The organism is Thalassospiraceae bacterium LMO-SO8, assembly GCA_031655335.1.
Classification (GTDB): domain Bacteria; phylum Pseudomonadota; class Alphaproteobacteria; order Rhodospirillales; family Casp-alpha2; genus UBA1479.
In genome coordinates this window covers 1457052-1471607 of the sequence record CP134226.1, presented here as the reverse complement: position 1 = coordinate 1471607, position 14556 = coordinate 1457052, and the positions used below count along the sequence as shown (strand labels likewise).

The following is a 14556-nucleotide window of genomic DNA, read 5'->3' as shown; positions in this document are numbered from 1 at the left end:
TTGCGGGCGTCCCCGGCCCCATGTTAGGCCCAAGCACCGCCGGAACCTGTCCGGCACCGAATAACGGCCCAAGGGCCGAAAGCGCGGAGATCCAGACCCATGTTCATTCAAACCGAAACCACCCCGAATCCGGCGACCCTGAAGTTCCTGCCCGGCTGCACGGTGATGGCCGAAGGCACCGCCAACTTCGCCGAGGCGGCCTCGGTCGGCCGGTCGCCCCTGGCGCAGGCGTTGTTCGCGGTCGAGGGCGTGACCGGCGTGTTCTTCGGGCACGACTTCATCACCGTGACCAAGGCCGAGGACAAGGAGTGGGATACCCTGAAGCCGCGCATCCTGGGCGGCATCATGGAGCATTTCACCAAAGGCCTGCCGGTGATCGCCGAGGGCGCGGAAGACGTGGCGGCCTCGACCGCCGACGACACGGAAATCGTGACCCAGATCAAGGAGTTGCTGGAAACCCGGGTGCGCCCGGCGGTGGCCCAGGACGGCGGCGACATCATCTACCACGGGTTCGAGGACGGCATCGTCTACCTGCAGATGCAGGGCGCCTGTTCGGGCTGCCCGTCGTCGACGGCGACGCTGAAGCACGGCATCGAAAACATGCTGCGCTACTACGTGCCCGAGGTGAAGGAAGTCCAGGCCGTCATGTAGGCGGGCCTTTCGGGGGGGCATTATGCCGCTCCCCGATCGGCGGATAAAAATTCCTTGCCGCGACTTATGACTTTAGTGATATAAGGCGCGCCGTTAACTATAATACGAGGAAGCGGTGTACAGCCCATCCCGGAGCAAACCGGCGCACTGACGACCGGACCGGGCTTTGTCGAATCCTTGAGGGAGAATTTGACAATCGGACCAGGGGCGGCCTTCGCAATCAGGTCTCCTTCTCTACCTTCAGAAACGTTCTTCCATCCAAGCACCCTGGGCATTGTTGTGAATAGGTGCGGAAGACGGCCTTGGCCGATTCGAAGATCACATGAACACTTTTTTTGAACGCACGGTGATGACGGTTGTGCTTACGACCGCGGTCACCGCCGGATACCTTGCCATTGAACGGGCCCCCCAGGCGTCCGTCCCGCCGACGACGGCGGCTGCCGTCGCCGCCGGTCAGGCGAGCGCCCACGCGCGTGCCGACGGATCGGAGCAGGATACCGGCGCCGATCTTCAGAGGATGGCGACGGGGGCGGGCGGCAATCTCGTGATTCCGCCCCGTCGGCCCGAGTTCAAGCGCCAGCCCAAGGATTCGGTGACGGCGCTGCACGACTGGTTCGCCGAACTGAACTACGACCTCGATCATATTCAGGACGGCAATGCCCATGTCCCGCCGGCGTTCCTGGCGTCGCTGCCGCCGGATCTCGGCAACGTGCCGGAAACGGCCATGCGCAAGCGCCTGTTTTTTCAGGCCGTGCTGCCGCTGATCCTGCGCGCCAACCAGGAAATCCTGACCGACCGCAAGCGCCTGTGGCAGCTGCACGCCGATCAGCGCCTGGGCCGCCGCATCGCCCCGGCCGACCGCCTGTGGCTGACGGCCATGGCCGAACGCTACAAGGTGCCGGCGGACAATCTGGCGCTTCTGATCCGCCGCATCGACGTGATCCCGCCGTCCATGGCCCTGGCCCAGGCGGCCGAGGAAAGCGGCTGGGGCACCTCGCGCTTCGCCCGTCAGGGCAACGCCATCTTCGGTCAATGGACGACCGCCGATGGCCCCGGTCTGGTGCCGCGTGACCGGGACGGCGACAAGGATCACAAGGTGCGGGCGTTCAACAAGCTGATCGATTCCGTGCGCGCCTACATGCTCAACCTGAACACCCACCGGGCCTACCGCGAATTGCGCCGCGCGCGCGCCGCGCTGCGCCGTTCGGGCGAGCCGCTCAACGGCCATACGCTGGCGCGCTTCCTGCACCGCTATTCGGAGCGCGGCGACGACTACGTGGGCGCCATCCGCGCGATGATCGAGGCCAACGGCCTCGACCGTCTGGACGACGCCCGCCTGCTCAAGGTCCAGCGCCCGGAAGCCTGAGCCGCCGGCTCTCCCCACTCCCCGGATGCCGCCTACTTCGTGATGAAGAACTGGCGGCCCAGCCAGTACCAGCGCCCGTCGGGCCCCGGCACGGTGCAGTTGATGCGCCCGCGGCCCGCCGGGAACGGCTGATTGACCCGCACTTCGACCCGCAATTCGCCCAGACGTTCCAGCCGCGCGCGCCCTTCGTGGGATGCGAAACAGGCCAGCCGGTCGAGCCTCTTGGGGGCCGGCGGCACCAGGGTGAAGCCCATGGCCGGCGGGTTGTCGGTGGTGATCAATTGGTCCGCCGGCGTCAGGTCCGTGACCGGCAGGGCGAGCGCGTTGACCGCCAGCCGGAACCGGCCGATGCCGCCGAAGCTCTCGTTCATGGCGAAGCGCGGCAGGTAGAAGTAGCCGAGACTGGGATGGGCGACGCCGGAATGCTGGCCGAAGGCGGCCTCGAACCCCTGCTCGCGGGCCATGGCCTCCAGTTCCTGCGACGCCTCGCCGTAGGGATAGGCGAAGATATTGGGCACGCTGCCCAGTTCGGCTTTAAACCGCTTGCTGGCCTCCGTGAACTCGGCCAGGTTCTTGCCTTCGGGCGCGCCGGCCATATGGGCGTGGGTCACCGTATGGTGGCCGATGGTCGCCCCCTGGTCCCTGATCTCGCGGATCTGATCCCAGGTCATGATGCCGCCCAGCTTGCGGTCGACCGGGTCCGTCGCGACGAACAGGGTGAACGGCAGCCCGGCCTTCTTCAGGCGCGGCCAGGCATGTTCGTAGACCGAGGCATAGGCGTCGTCGACGGTAATGCCGACCGTGCGGTCGGGCAGCGGCCTGCCCGCCTTCATGGCGGCGATAATGTCAGGCAGGGACATCACCGTGTATTTGCCGGACGTCAGTTCCGCCAGATGTTCGTCGAACTGGTCGAGGCGGATGTTGGTGGTCGGATAATCCTGCTCGTCGAACCGATGATACATGATGATCACCGCCTGGTCGGCGGCGCGCGCCAGGTCCGGCCAGAGCACGAACAGTCCAAGCACGGCAAGCGCCACCGTCCACGGCCATGGGCCATGGCGGCGGTCGCGGGCCCCGGCGGGCCGATGGCCGCCGGTCATGAAGGGTCGCCTTTCATTCTCCTCACCCCCGATTTGAATGGTTGTCCCATGTTATGACATGATTTTTCCCTCTTCCGCGTTGCAGCACAAGTGTCCTAGGGTCAGAGCCGCCCCAATCATTCCGCAATCGCACGAAAGGTCCCGCCCCCATGTCGGACAAAATCACCGAATCGGCCCTCGACCAATTGTTCCGCGATGCCCGAACCCACAACGGCTGGACCGGCGAGCCGGTGGGCGAAGACCTGCTGCGCCAGCTCTGGGATCTGGTCAAAATGGCGCCGACCAGCGCCAACTGCTCGCCCGCGCGCCTGGTGTTCGTGACCTCCGATGCGGCCAAGGAAAAACTCAAGCCCTGCCTGATGGAGGGCAACGTGGCCAAGACCATGGCGGCCCCGGTGACCGTGATCATCGGTCAGGACATGGAATTTTATGAAAAGCTGCCGGACCTGTTTCCTCATACGGACGCCAAATCCTGGTTCGTCGGCAACGACGATCTGATCGCCGCCACCGCGTTCCGCAATTCGACCCTGCAGGGCGGCTACCTGATCATGGCGGCGCGGGCGCTCGGGCTCGACTGCGGGCCGATGTCCGGGTTCGACACGGCCAAGGTCGATGCCGCCTTCTTCGCGGGCACCAAGGTGACGGCCAATTTCCTGTGCAACATCGGCCACGGCACGACGGAAGATCTGTTCCCGCGTTCGCCCCGCCTCGCCTTCGACGACGCCTGCCGCGTCGTCTGACGCGGCCCGCGGCCCGTCATGCCCGATATCGATCTCGCCACGCCGCCGCCCGGCCAAGCCTCGGACAACCCGCCGCCGCGCCCGTCGCTCTCGGCCTGGATTTATCTCGGCCTTTGCGCCGTCGCGATCCTGCAGGTGTTCTGGCGCCCCGACGGCTGGCAGGTCGTCGCCGTGGTCCTGGGGACGGGGTACCTGATCCTGGAATTCACCCGCACCTCGACCGTGCAGCGGCTGGTCGGCTACGGCCTCGCCTTCGGCGGTTTGGCGCTCGGCCTGCGGGCCGGGCAGGGGACGGCGGTCCTGCTCGACGGCATGGCGGCGGCGCTCAAGTTCCAGCTCGTGTTCTTCGCCGTCGCCTGGATGCAGATTCCGGCCAAGACCAGCCCGACCCTGATGGCGGCGCGGCAGTTCGTGCTCGACCAGCCGGCCGGCCGGCGCTTTCTGATTCTGTCCTACGCGGCGCATTTCCTGGGCGCGTTCCTCAACCTGGCGGCCCTCACCCTGCTGTCGGACATGGTCGCCCGGCCCAAGGACCGCCAGTTGAAGGACCGCCTGGCCGTGGCGTTGATGGTCGGGTTCACCTCCGCGTCCTGCTGGTCGCCGTTCTATATCAGCGTCACCGTGGTGCTGGCGGCGCTGCCCGGGCTTAAATGGGTCGACATCGCCGTGCCCGGTCTGATCATGGGCATGTTGGTTGTCGCCGTGACGGCGTTGATCGACCGCGTGTTCGTGCGCGGCGCGCGCCCGCGCCCGGCCCCGGGGCCCAAGGTCGAAGACGCCAACTGGCGCAAGCTGTCGTTGCTGCTGGGCGCGTTGATGATTTCGGTCGTGACCCTGGAATCGCAGCTCCATCTGTCGATTCCGGTGGTTCTGGCGATGCTCGCCCCGCCCTTCGCGGTGATCTGGCTGTTTATTTCCAAGGGCCGCCGGCACGAGGCGGCGGGCCTGCCGCGCCGCGTCGTGGCCTCCCTGCCGGGGCTGCGCGGCGAAGCCCTGATCTTCATCGGCGCCAATCTGTTCGGCACCGGGGTGGCCAGGGTGCTCGACCCGGCGGCGGTGGCGGGCCTGCTCAACATCGGTGCCTGGCCGGACGTCGCCAAGCCGTTGGCGCTGGCCGCCTTCATCATTCTGGCCGGCGGCATCGGCCTGCATCCGGTGGTCCTGGTCATCCTGGTCGGCTCGGTTCTGCCGCCGGAAGTGTTCGGCATGCCGCCCATGGTCATGGCGCTGGTCATGCTGGGGACCTGGGGCCTGTCGACGACCTCGTCGCCGGTGTCCGGCACGACCTTGGTGATCGGGCGCCTGACCGGGGAAAGCAGCTTCCGCCTCGCCTGGCGGCGCGCCCCCTTGTATACCCTGTCGGGCGCTCTGGTCGTGGCGGTGGTCGCCATGACCTATTGGAAGCTGATCGACCCGCACTGAGGGGCCCGTATGTCATGAAGCTACTCGCCTTCGACACGGCGACGACCGGCTGTTCGGCGGCCCTGTTTTTGGACGGCCGCATGGCGGCCCATCGCGCCGCCGCCATGGCGCGCGGCCAGTCCGAGGCCCTGATGCCGATGATTGCCGAGGTCCTGGCCGAGGGCGGCTGTTCTTATGGTGATTTGGACGCCCTGGCCGTGACGGTCGGCCCCGGCGCCTTCACGGGGCTGCGCATCGGGCTCGCGGCGGCGCGCGGCCTGGCCCTGGCGCTGAGCGTTCCCTGCGCCGGGGTGACGACGCTGGAGGCCGTCGCCCGGGCGGTTCCCGAAGCGGCGCGAGCCGGCGGGCGGGTGCTGGTCGCCCTCGATTCCAAGCGCGCGGATCTCTATGTCCAGATGTTCGATGAAAACCTGACGCCGCTCACGGATCCGGCGGCGATGATGGCGGCGGCCGTGGCGGAGATCGCCGTCGGCGGGCCGCTGGCCGTGGTCGGCGACGCCGCCCCCCGGGCCCTTGAGGCCCTGGCCGGCGCGGGCATCGCGGCCGTCGGCGCCGACGCGCCCGGCGTTCCCGACGCGGCCGTGGTCGGCGAAATCGCCCTGGCCCGCGGCCTGCCGCCCGTGGGCGCGGCGCCGGCGCCGATCTATCTGCGCCCGCCAGACGCGATCCGGCCCAAGGACGGCGGCCGGCTGCGTCCCTAAGCCGTCGACATGAGGTTGCTTCGAGGCCGTCAGGCGGTCTTGCGGATCACCAGCCGATGGGGGGCGTCGGCCTCCGGGCGGGCCGGGTCCTCCGGCGCCAGGGACAGAATTTCGTGGCCATGGTCGCGCACGGACCGGGGCACGTTGTTCAGCGGCTCCGGCCCTTTCAGGCGCACGTCAAGTACCGCGCCGGCATCCAGGCGTTCCAGAAAAAGCTTGGTTTTAACGAACGTCATCGGACAAATGTCGTTCGAAATATCCAAAAAATGCGCAATTTCAGGCGTGTCAGCCATTTCTTCCGGTTTTCCCATCGTATACTCTTGTGTACAATACACGCCTACTTTATATAGACGCCGCCGGGTCAAATAAAATGTTTTGACCGATGTTTTCTGGCCGTGACGACGCGGACACTTCCCAGCATCTCGGCGATCCCCCCGGATCGGGATTTTATTCTGCCGATGGCGCCCAGCAGACACGCTTTTAAAGGACAAGGCGAACTAATGACTGAAAAACCGAATGCCTCCGACCTGATCGAGCTGACGACCGAGATCGTCGCGGCCCATGTCGGCAACAATACAATCGCGCCCAGCGACATTCCGGCCCTCATCAACGAGGTCTATACCGCCCTTTCCAACGTCGGCGCGGTTCCGGCGCAGGCGCAGCGACCTAAGCCCGCCGTGCCGCCGAAAAAGTCCGTGTTTCCCGATTACATCGTTTGCCTGGAAGACGGCAAGAAGCTGAAGATGCTGAAGCGGCACCTGAAGACGGCCTATAACCTGACGCCGGAAGAGTACCGCGAGCGTTGGGGCCTGCCCGTCGACTATCCGATGGTCGCGCCGAGCTACGCCAAGCACCGCTCGAATCTGGCGAAGAAGATCGGCCTTGGGACCAAACCCCGGCGCAAACGCTAAAGCTTTCCCACGGGTTGATCCTCAGGCTTTGGCACCTGCCCTGTTCGGGGTATAGTAAATGGGCGAATCCAGGCGCCTGCTGGCAATCCGTGGGGAGATGATGTCGGAATCACGTATCGAGCAGCTTTGTATCGACAAAGGCATGAAAATGACGGACCAGCGCCGCATCATCGCGCGCGTGCTGTCCGAATCGGAAGATCATCCCGATGTCGAGGAAGTCCATCGTCGGTCATCCGAAATCGACAATCGCATTTCCATCGCCACGGTCTACCGGACCGTGCGCCTGTTCGAGGAAGCGGGCATCATCGAGCGCCATGATTTCGGCGACGGCCGCGCGCGTTACGAAGAAGTGACCGAGGAGCACCACGATCATCTGATCAACGTGCAGTCGGGCGCGGTCATCGAGTTCCAGAACACGGAAATCGAACGCCTGCAGGAAATCATCGCCCGCGATCACGGCATGCGTCTGGTTGGGCACAAGCTGGAATTGTACGGCGTGCCACTTAAGAAAGGCGCGGGCAAATAGGAATGATCCGACCCGACATTTCCCAGAACTCCGTGTTCGGGGCCGGCGACAAGCGGGGCGTGAGGTAGGCGGTGACGGACGCGACGCCCAAAAAACTGCATATCAAAACCTATGGCTGCCAGATGAACGTCTACGACTCCGATCGTATGGCGGGGCTTCTCGCGCCCTTGGGCTATGCCTTGACGGATGCCGTGGACGACGCGGACATGGTGCTGCTGAACACCTGTCATATCCGCGAGAAGGCGGCGGAAAAGGTCTATTCCGAACTCGGCCGGATCAACAAGGTGAAACAGGCGCGCCAGGCCGGCGGCGGGGCCATGATTCTCGGCGTCGCCGGTTGCGTCGCCCAGGCTGAGGGCGAGGAAGTGTTGAAGCGGGCACCCTACGTCGACATGGTGTTCGGACCGCAAACCTATCATCGCCTGCCGGAAATGGTCGCCCGCCTGCACCGCGAAAAGGGCGCGCAGCTCGACACCGATTTTCCCGAGGAATCCAAGTTCGACCACCTGACGGGGCTGTCCCGGGTCGAGGGCCGCGCCGCGTTCCTGACGGTGCAGGAAGGCTGCGACAAGTTCTGCACCTTCTGCGTCGTGCCCTATACCCGGGGCGCCGAATTCTCGCGCCCGGTCGATCAGGTGCTGACCGAGGCCCGCCAGATCGTCGCCCAGGGCGCCGTCGAGATCACCTTGCTCGGCCAGAACGTCAACGCCTATCACGGCGCCGCCGACGACGGGGCCGAGATCGGCTTGGGCGAGCTGATCCGCCGGCTGGCCGACATCGACGGGATCGAACGCCTGCGCTACACCACCTCCTATCCGGCCGAGGTCGACGACGCGCTGATCGCCGCCCACCGCGACGTGCCCGAACTGATGCCTTATCTGCATCTGCCCGTGCAGTCCGGCGCGGACCGGGTGCTGAAGGCCATGAACCGCCGCCACGGCCGCGATTTCTATATCGACCTGGTCGCGCGCCTGCGCGCCGCGCGCCCCGACCTGGGCCTGTCGTCGGATTTCATCGTCGGCTTCCCCGGTGAAACCGACGCCGATTTCCAGGACACGATGTCCCTCGTGCGCGAGGTCGGCTACGTCCAGGCCTATTCGTTCAAGTATTCGCCGAGACCCGGCACCCCGGCGGCCGCCATGGAACTGCAGGTGCCCGAAGACGTGAAGGACGCACGCTTGAAAGAGCTTCAGGATCTTCTCAACACGCAGCAGCTTGCCTTCAACGAAAGCTGTGTCGGGCGCACTTTGCCGGTGCTGCTCGACCGGCCCGGCCGTCATGCGGGCCAATTGCTGGGCCGCAGCCCCTACATGCAGGCGGTCCATGTCGAGGCCCCGGCCGACTGGCTGGGCCGCGTCGCCGACCTGAAGATCGTCTCGGCCGGCGGCAACAGCCTGGGGGCGGTCCTCGCGGACACGCCGGCACGGCCCGCCGCCAGGAGATCGGCATGAGCCGCGGGCGCTCCCGCCGGCAGACGCGCGGCGGCGTCGAGGCCGTGATCCCCATGGCCCCGTCCACCGGCGGCGGCCCCGCCGCCGCCATGGTCACGGAACAGATGACCTTCGCCAACAACGGCCTCGCGGCGGCGTTGTTCGGCTCCCACCATGCCCATCTGGCGCAGATCGAACAGGGCCTGGGCGTGACCATTCATGCCCGCGGCAACGAGGTCGCGATCACCGGCGACGGGGCGTCCGTGGACCGCACGGCGGCGATCCTGGCCGCCCTTTACGACCGTCTGAAACACGGCCACGGCGTCGATACGCCCGAAGTCGACGCCATGCTGCGGATGTCCAATGGCGCCCGCGGCGGCGGCGGCGATCCCAAGGAAGGGCTGAAGGACGCCGGCGTGGCCGTGCATACCCGCAACAAGGTGATCACCGCCCGGACCTCGACCCAGGCCGACTATCTGGGCGCCATCGACGAATGCCCGCTGGTGTTCGGCCAGGGCCCGGCGGGCACGGGCAAGACCTACCTCGCCGTGGCCAAGGCGGTCGAACGTCTGGTCCAGGGCCGGGTCGACCGCATCATCCTGTCGCGCCCGGCGGTCGAGGCCGGCGAGCAGCTCGGCTTCCTGCCCGGCGACATGCGCGAAAAGGTCGACCCCTACCTGCGCCCGCTGTACGACGCGCTGTATGACATGCTGCCGCAGCAGCAGGTGGAAAAACGCCTGGAAAGCGGGGAAATCGAGGTGGCGCCTCTCGCCTTCATGCGCGGCCGCACGCTGTCCAACGCGTTCGTCATCCTGGACGAGGCGCAGAACACCACGCCCGTGCAGATGAAGATGTTCCTGACCCGTCTGGGCGAGAATTCCTGCATGGTGGTGACCGGCGACCTCAGCCAGGTCGATCTGCCGCGCGGCACCCGGTCGGGTCTGCGCGACGCCCAGGAAGTGCTGACCGGGACCAAGGGCATCCGCTTCGTCGAATTCACGGAACAGGACGTTGTCCGCCATCCCCTGGTGTCGCGCATCGTCCATGCTTATCAGAACGTGGAAACCTCGCGCCGCGCCGGCGCGCGATATGAGCATTATGAAAGCGAACGCGAACAAAGCGACGAATGACGGCGCGGGCGTGATGCCCGAACCGGCATTGGAAATCGCGGTCGACATCACGTCCCCCGAATGGGCGGCGCTCGGCGATGCCGAGGCGATTGCCGAACGCGCCCTGGCCGCGGCCTACGGGTTCCTCGATCATGGCGTGGACGCCCGCCCGGCCGAGGTCTCCCTGGTGCTTGCCGACGACGCCATGGTGGCGGCGCTCAACCGCGATTACCGGGGCAAGGACGGGCCGACCAACGTGCTGTCGTTCCCGCAACAGGACGGCGACGCGCCGCCTGCGGGCGTGCTGCCCGGCATGCCCGACATGCTGGGCGACGTGGTGATCGCCTTCGGCGTCACGGCGGCCGAGGCGCGCGACCAGGGCATCCCCCTGGCTGACCATTTATCGCATCTGTGTGTCCATGGTATGCTGCACCTTCTGGGTTTCGACCATATCGACGCGGACGAGGCCGAGAGGATGGAACGGCTGGAAACGGATATCCTCGGGGGCCTCGGCGTCCCCGATCCATATGGAAAGGAGCGGTGAGCGCCCGTTCGCAAGGGCATCTATCCTGCTGACATGAACGATCAATCATCGAGTCCCCCGCCCCGGGAAACCGGGGCCGCCCCCCATTCCTCTTCGCAGGAATCCCAGACCCCGCCGACCGAGGCGCGCGGCCCTTCCCTGTGGCAGCGCCTGATGCGCCGGTTCCGCGGTGGACAGAACGGCTCCGTCCGCGAGGCGCTTGAGGAAATCATCGAGGAACGGGCCGAGCCCGCCGCCCCCATCGGCGACGACGAACGGGCACTCCTGTCCAATATTCTCAACCTGCGCGGCCTTACCGTCGAGGACGTCATGGTGCCGCGCGCCGACATCGTCGGGGTCGAGGTCGATACGCCGCTCAGCGAGATCGTGCGCATCATCGGCGAACAGGGCCATTCGCGCCTGCCGGTCTACCGGGGCACCTTGGACGACGTCATCGGCATGGCCCATATCAAGGACCTGTTCCTGTGGGACGGCCACGACAAGGACTTCAAGCTGTCCGAACACCTGCGCCGCATCCTGTTCGTGGCCCCCTCCATGGAGGTTCTCGAACTGTTGCTGGAGATGCGCGCCCGGCGTTCGCACATGGCGCTGGTGGTCGATGAATACGGCGGCGTCGACGGTCTGGTGACCATCGAGGACCTGGTCGAGGAAATCATCGGCGAGATCGAGGACGAACACGACCGCACGTCGGAACCTGTGCTCAAGGAAAACCCTGACGGTTCCTACACCGCCGACGCCCGGGTCGAGATCGAGGCCCTGGAGGAAAAGGTCGGCGCCTTCGCCACGGACGAGGAACGGGAATACATCGACACCCTGGGCGGGCTGGTGTTCGCGCTGGCCGGCCGCGTGCCGATCCGCAGCGAGCTGGTCGCCCATCCCTCGGGCTTTGAATTCGAAATTCTCCAGGCCGACCCCCGGCGGGTGCACCGCCTGCGGGTGCGCCGCCGCAGCGCCGCCGACAAAAACGCGAAAGCCGGATGACCGCGGCCCTGACGGGGGTCCGGCGCCTGCATGATCTTGCCGCGGGCCTGACGGGCTGGCGGCGGCGGGGCCTCGCGGCGGCGCTCGGCCTGTTGGCGGCGGGGGCGTTGCCGCCGCTTCATCTCGTCTTTCTCCTGGTGCCGGCCTTCGCCGGCCTGATCTGGCTGGTCGCGTCGCGCCGGCGCCTGCGCGGCGCGCTGGCCGACGGCTGGTGGTTCGGCGCCGGGCACGCGGCGGCGGGCACGTTCTGGATCTCCCATTCCCTGACCATCGATCTCGCCCGCCACGGCTGGCTGATTCCCGTCGCCGTGCTTGGCTTCGCGGCCGTGCTGGGCCTGTTTCCGGCCCTGGCCGCGGCCCTTCTGCACCGCCTGCGCCGCGCGGGGGCAGCCCCCGGCGGCGGCGACGCGCTGATCCTGGCCGGGGTCTGGACCATTGGCGAATGGCTGCGCGGCTGGCTGTTCACGGGCTTTCCCTGGAACCTCATGGGCACGGTCTGGACTTTCGCCGACGCCATGATCCAGCCGGCGTCGATGTTCGGCGTGTTCGGCCTCAGCCTCGTCACGGTCTGGGCCGCGGCCGCCCCGGCGACCCTGGCGGGCGCCGGGCGGCGGCCCTGGCTGGCGTCCGCTTTCGCGGCGGCCTTCCTTTTGGGCGTGTGGGGCGGCGGTCAGTGGCGCCTGGCCGGGGCGGAAACGGCGTTTGCCCCGGGCGTCCATTTGCGCCTGGTGCAGCCCAACATCGCCCAAGCGGACAAATGGCGGCCGGGCCTGCGCGCGGGCCACGTCACCCGCCAGATCGAACTGAGCCTCAACCCCAAGGGCCTGAACGGCGACCCGGCGGTGACGCAGGGCCGGGAACCGGCCCCCGAGCCGACGCATGTCATCTGGGCCGAGACGGCGGTGCCCTATGTGCTGGGCCGTGAACCTGTGCTGCTGCGCGCGTTGTCGCATGCCGCCCCCGTCGCCGGGGCCCTGATGACGGGGTCCCTGCGCGTCGAGGACGCGCCCGGCGGCCCGCCCCGGGTCTACAACAGCCTTTATGTGGTCGAGGCGTCGGGCCGCGTCGCCCTGACCTATGACAAGCACCACCTGGTACCGTTCGGCGAGTACGTGCCGTTTCAGGACTGGCTGGGCTTCCTCAAGATCACCCAGGGACGCGGCAACTTTACACCCGGCCCCGGCCCCCGGGTGCTCGAGGTCAAGGGCCTGCCGCCGTTCTCGCCGCTGATCTGCTACGAGGTGATCTTCCCCCATGCGGTGCTGCCGCCCGCCGGCGAAAACGCCGAGGGACCCCGCGCGCGCTGGCTGCTGAACATCACCAACGACGCCTGGTTCGGGGTCTCGCCCGGCCCTTATCAGCATCTCGCCGCCGCCCGCCTGCGCAGCGTCGAGGAAGGCCTGCCGCTGGTCCGCGTGGCCAACACGGGCATCTCGGCGGTCATCGATCCCTGGGGCCGCACGGTCGCCGCCCTGGGCTTGGGCCAGACCGGCGCGATCGACGCCGGCCTGCCCGAGCCGATCGAGGCCAGAACCCTGTTTTCCCGGGTCGGAAACGCTTTGGCGCTGGTCCTGGCCGGCCTGTTCGCGGCCCTGGGATATCTGGCCCGACGCCGGGCCGAAACGGGTTAATTCCCCTCCGCAGCCTAGGGTTTCCGCCAATATCACCTTGACGCGGACCCGTAAGGCTGGCACAAACGGCGGCCCGGGCACACGCGGTCCGGGCGTGGCGTATTTGGACCGTTTGCCGCCACGAAAAACAACGCGCTAAGCGGACGAGCGTCGCCCCCGCACGTTTCGTCCTCATAGTCCTACATCTGTAAACGACGTTACCGGAGGCTACACCCGTGACTCTATCCAACTATCTGTTCACGTCCGAATCCGTTTCCGAAGGCCACCCGGACAAGGTGTCCGACCGCATTTCCGATGCGGTGCTCGACGAATTCATTCGCCGCGATCCCCTGAACTGCCGCCTCGGCTGCGAAACCTTCACCACCACCAACCGCATCATCGTCGGCGGCGAAGGCCGCTGCGGCGACGACGGGCGCGGCCCGCTGTTCGACGACAACGGCGACGCCGACGCGGCGCTGATCGAAAAGATCGCGCGCGATTGCGTGAAGGACATCGGCTACGAACAGGAAGGCTTCCATTGGGAGACCGCGAAGGTTCAGGTCTATCTGCACGGCCAGTCCGCCGACATCGCCCAGGGCGTCGATTCCGCCGGCAACAAGGACGAGGGTGCGGGCGACCAGGGCATCATGTTCGGCTTCGCCTGCACGGAAACCGAGGAACTGATGCCGGCGCCCATCCACTTCTCGCACCAGATCCTGAAGAAAATGGCCGACGCGCGCCATGCCGGCAAGACGCCGGGGCTGCTGCCCGATTCCAAAAGCCAGGTCACCTTGCAGTACGAGAACGGCAAGCCCGTGCGCGCGACCTCGGTCGTCGTCTCGACCCAGCACACGGACAACCTGTCCACGGACGAGGTCCGCGAAATGGTCCGCCCCTTCGTGGAAAGCGTCCTGCCCGAGGGCTGGATGTGTGACGACGAGGAACTGTACGTCAACCCGACGGGCCGTTTCGTCATCGGCGGGCCCGACGGCGACGTCGGCCTCACGGGGCGCAAGATCATCGTCGACACCTACGGCGGGGCGGCACCGCACGGCGGCGGCGCCTTTTCCGGCAAGGATCCGACGAAGGTCGACCGCTCGGCCGCCTACGGTGCCCGCTACCTCGCGAAGAACGTGGTGGCCGCCGGCCTTGCCGACAAATGCGTGATTCAGCTGGCCTACGCCATCGGCGTGTCCAAGCCGCTGTCGGTCTATGTCGATACCCAGGGCACCGGCCGCGTCGCCGAGGAACAGATTTCCGCCAAGTTGCAGGAAATGGTCAACCTCAGCCCGCGCGGCATCCGCGAGCACTTGGAACTGAACAAGCCGATCTACGCCCGCACCTCGGCCTACGGCCATTTCGGCCGCAAGCCCGATGCCGACGGCGGCTTTTCCTGGGAAAAGACCGATCTGGTCGACGGCCTGAAGGCTGCTTTCGGGGCCTAAGTCCGGCGCGGCCTTTCGGG

General features: G+C 66.9%; 15 protein-coding genes. 13 read left to right on the top strand and 2 right to left on the bottom strand.

Annotation, left to right across the window (positions count from 1 at the left end; all coding sequences use genetic code 11):
- Positions 1-99 precede the first annotated feature (99 nt).
- Together RJ527_07130 and RJ527_07125 are read left to right on the top strand one after the other, a co-directional pair.
- Positions 100-651 (top strand): NifU family protein, encoded by a 552-nt coding sequence (locus RJ527_07130; GenBank protein ID WND77506.1) that lies wholly within the window; start codon positions 100-102, stop codon positions 649-651.
- A gap of 322 nt (positions 652-973) precedes the next feature.
- Complete coding sequence (locus RJ527_07125; GenBank protein ID WND77505.1) at positions 974-2017, top strand: glucosaminidase domain-containing protein; 1044 nt, start codon at positions 974-976, stop codon at positions 2015-2017.
- A gap of 32 nt (positions 2018-2049) precedes the next feature.
- On the opposite strand, the gene RJ527_07120 is transcribed toward RJ527_07125, so the two are convergent.
- The gene (locus tag RJ527_07120) at positions 2050-3117 is read right to left on the bottom strand and encodes a polysaccharide deacetylase family protein (protein WND77504.1); all 1068 of its coding nucleotides are present in this window, start codon (positions 3115-3117) and stop codon (positions 2050-2052) included.
- A 149-nt stretch (positions 3118-3266) separates the two neighbouring features.
- On the opposite strand from RJ527_07120, the gene RJ527_07115 reads away from it, so the two are divergent.
- From RJ527_07115 to tsaB, 3 genes are read left to right on the top strand one after another with little or no spacing between them, the layout of a single operon-like run.
- On the top strand, positions 3267-3857 hold the full coding sequence (locus tag RJ527_07115) for a malonic semialdehyde reductase (protein ID WND77503.1): 591 nt from the start codon (positions 3267-3269) through the stop codon (positions 3855-3857).
- Positions 3858-3875: 18 nt separating this feature from the next.
- Positions 3876-5279: a hypothetical protein gene (locus RJ527_07110; protein ID WND77502.1), complete on the top strand. Its 1404-nt coding sequence runs from the start codon at positions 3876-3878 to the stop codon at positions 5277-5279.
- A gap of 14 nt (positions 5280-5293) precedes the next feature.
- On the top strand, positions 5294-5980 hold the full coding sequence (gene tsaB / locus RJ527_07105) for a tRNA (adenosine(37)-N6)-threonylcarbamoyltransferase complex dimerization subunit type 1 TsaB (GenBank protein ID WND77501.1): 687 nt from the start codon (positions 5294-5296) through the stop codon (positions 5978-5980).
- Positions 5981-6009: 29 nt separating this feature from the next.
- On the opposite strand, the gene RJ527_07100 is transcribed toward tsaB, so the two are convergent.
- Positions 6010-6216 (bottom strand): sulfurtransferase TusA family protein, encoded by a 207-nt coding sequence (locus tag RJ527_07100; GenBank protein WND77500.1) that lies wholly within the window; start codon positions 6214-6216, stop codon positions 6010-6012.
- 264 nt (positions 6217-6480) lie between these two features.
- On the opposite strand from RJ527_07100, the gene RJ527_07095 reads away from it, so the two are divergent.
- From RJ527_07095 to metK, 8 genes are all read left to right on the top strand, one after another.
- Entirely contained in the window at positions 6481-6891 is a 411-nt protein-coding gene (locus RJ527_07095; GenBank protein WND77499.1) for a MucR family transcriptional regulator, read from the top strand.
- 58 nt (positions 6892-6949) lie between these two features.
- Positions 6950-7417 carry a Fur family transcriptional regulator gene (locus RJ527_07090; GenBank protein WND77498.1) on the top strand — a complete coding sequence of 156 codons (468 nt, stop codon included), beginning with the start codon at positions 6950-6952 and terminating at the stop codon, positions 7415-7417.
- 122 nt (positions 7418-7539) lie between these two features.
- Positions 7540-8868 (top strand): tRNA (N6-isopentenyl adenosine(37)-C2)-methylthiotransferase MiaB, encoded by a 1329-nt coding sequence (miaB, locus tag RJ527_07085; GenBank protein ID WND78033.1) that lies wholly within the window; start codon positions 7540-7542, stop codon positions 8866-8868.
- Positions 8865-9977, top strand: coding sequence for a PhoH family protein (locus RJ527_07080; protein WND77497.1), 1113 nt, complete (start codon positions 8865-8867; stop codon positions 9975-9977). The genes miaB and RJ527_07080 overlap by 4 nt, the downstream gene beginning before the upstream one ends.
- Positions 9978-9990: 13 nt before the next feature.
- Positions 9991-10500, top strand: a complete 510-nt coding sequence (gene ybeY / locus RJ527_07075) for an rRNA maturation RNase YbeY (GenBank protein ID WND78032.1) — start codon at positions 9991-9993, stop codon at positions 10498-10500.
- Between the two features lie 33 nt (positions 10501-10533).
- The gene (locus tag RJ527_07070) at positions 10534-11481 is read left to right on the top strand and encodes a hemolysin family protein (GenBank protein ID WND77496.1); all 948 of its coding nucleotides are present in this window, start codon (positions 10534-10536) and stop codon (positions 11479-11481) included.
- Positions 11478-13112: an apolipoprotein N-acyltransferase gene (gene lnt, locus RJ527_07065; GenBank protein WND77495.1), complete on the top strand. Its 1635-nt coding sequence runs from the start codon at positions 11478-11480 to the stop codon at positions 13110-13112. The genes RJ527_07070 and lnt overlap by 4 nt, the downstream gene beginning before the upstream one ends.
- A 215-nt stretch (positions 13113-13327) precedes the next feature.
- Positions 13328-14536: a methionine adenosyltransferase gene (metK, locus tag RJ527_07060; GenBank protein WND77494.1), complete on the top strand. Its 1209-nt coding sequence runs from the start codon at positions 13328-13330 to the stop codon at positions 14534-14536.
- Positions 14537-14556 lie beyond the last annotated feature (20 nt).

What these genes read in the sequence shown, in the direction of transcription:
- tsaB (WND77501.1), top strand. Translation starts at nt 5,294, where the DNA reads ATGAAGCTACTCGCCTTCGACACGGCGACGACCGGCTGTTCGGCGGCC.
- RJ527_07095 (WND77499.1), top strand. Translation starts at nt 6,481, where the DNA reads ATGACTGAAAAACCGAATGCCTCCGACCTGATCGAGCTGACGACCGAG.
- miaB (WND78033.1), top strand. Translation starts at nt 7,540, where the DNA reads ATGAACGTCTACGACTCCGATCGTATGGCGGGGCTTCTCGCGCCCTTG.
- RJ527_07100 (WND77500.1), bottom strand. Translation starts at nt 6,216, where the DNA reads ATGACGTTCGTTAAAACCAAGCTTTTTCTGGAACGCCTGGATGCCGGC.
- RJ527_07090 (WND77498.1), top strand. Translation starts at nt 6,950, where the DNA reads ATGGGCGAATCCAGGCGCCTGCTGGCAATCCGTGGGGAGATGATGTCG.
- RJ527_07125 (WND77505.1), top strand. Translation starts at nt 974, where the DNA reads ATGAACACTTTTTTTGAACGCACGGTGATGACGGTTGTGCTTACGACC.
- RJ527_07120 (WND77504.1), bottom strand. Translation starts at nt 3,117, where the DNA reads ATGACCGGCGGCCATCGGCCCGCCGGGGCCCGCGACCGCCGCCATGGC.
- lnt (WND77495.1), top strand. Translation starts at nt 11,478, where the DNA reads ATGACCGCGGCCCTGACGGGGGTCCGGCGCCTGCATGATCTTGCCGCG.
- RJ527_07130 (WND77506.1), top strand. Translation starts at nt 100, where the DNA reads ATGTTCATTCAAACCGAAACCACCCCGAATCCGGCGACCCTGAAGTTC.
- RJ527_07080 (WND77497.1), top strand. Translation starts at nt 8,865, where the DNA reads ATGAGCCGCGGGCGCTCCCGCCGGCAGACGCGCGGCGGCGTCGAGGCC.
- ybeY (WND78032.1), top strand. Translation starts at nt 9,991, where the DNA reads ATGCCCGAACCGGCATTGGAAATCGCGGTCGACATCACGTCCCCCGAA.
- RJ527_07115 (WND77503.1), top strand. Translation starts at nt 3,267, where the DNA reads ATGTCGGACAAAATCACCGAATCGGCCCTCGACCAATTGTTCCGCGAT.
- RJ527_07070 (WND77496.1), top strand. Translation starts at nt 10,534, where the DNA reads ATGAACGATCAATCATCGAGTCCCCCGCCCCGGGAAACCGGGGCCGCC.
- RJ527_07110 (WND77502.1), top strand. Translation starts at nt 3,876, where the DNA reads ATGCCCGATATCGATCTCGCCACGCCGCCGCCCGGCCAAGCCTCGGAC.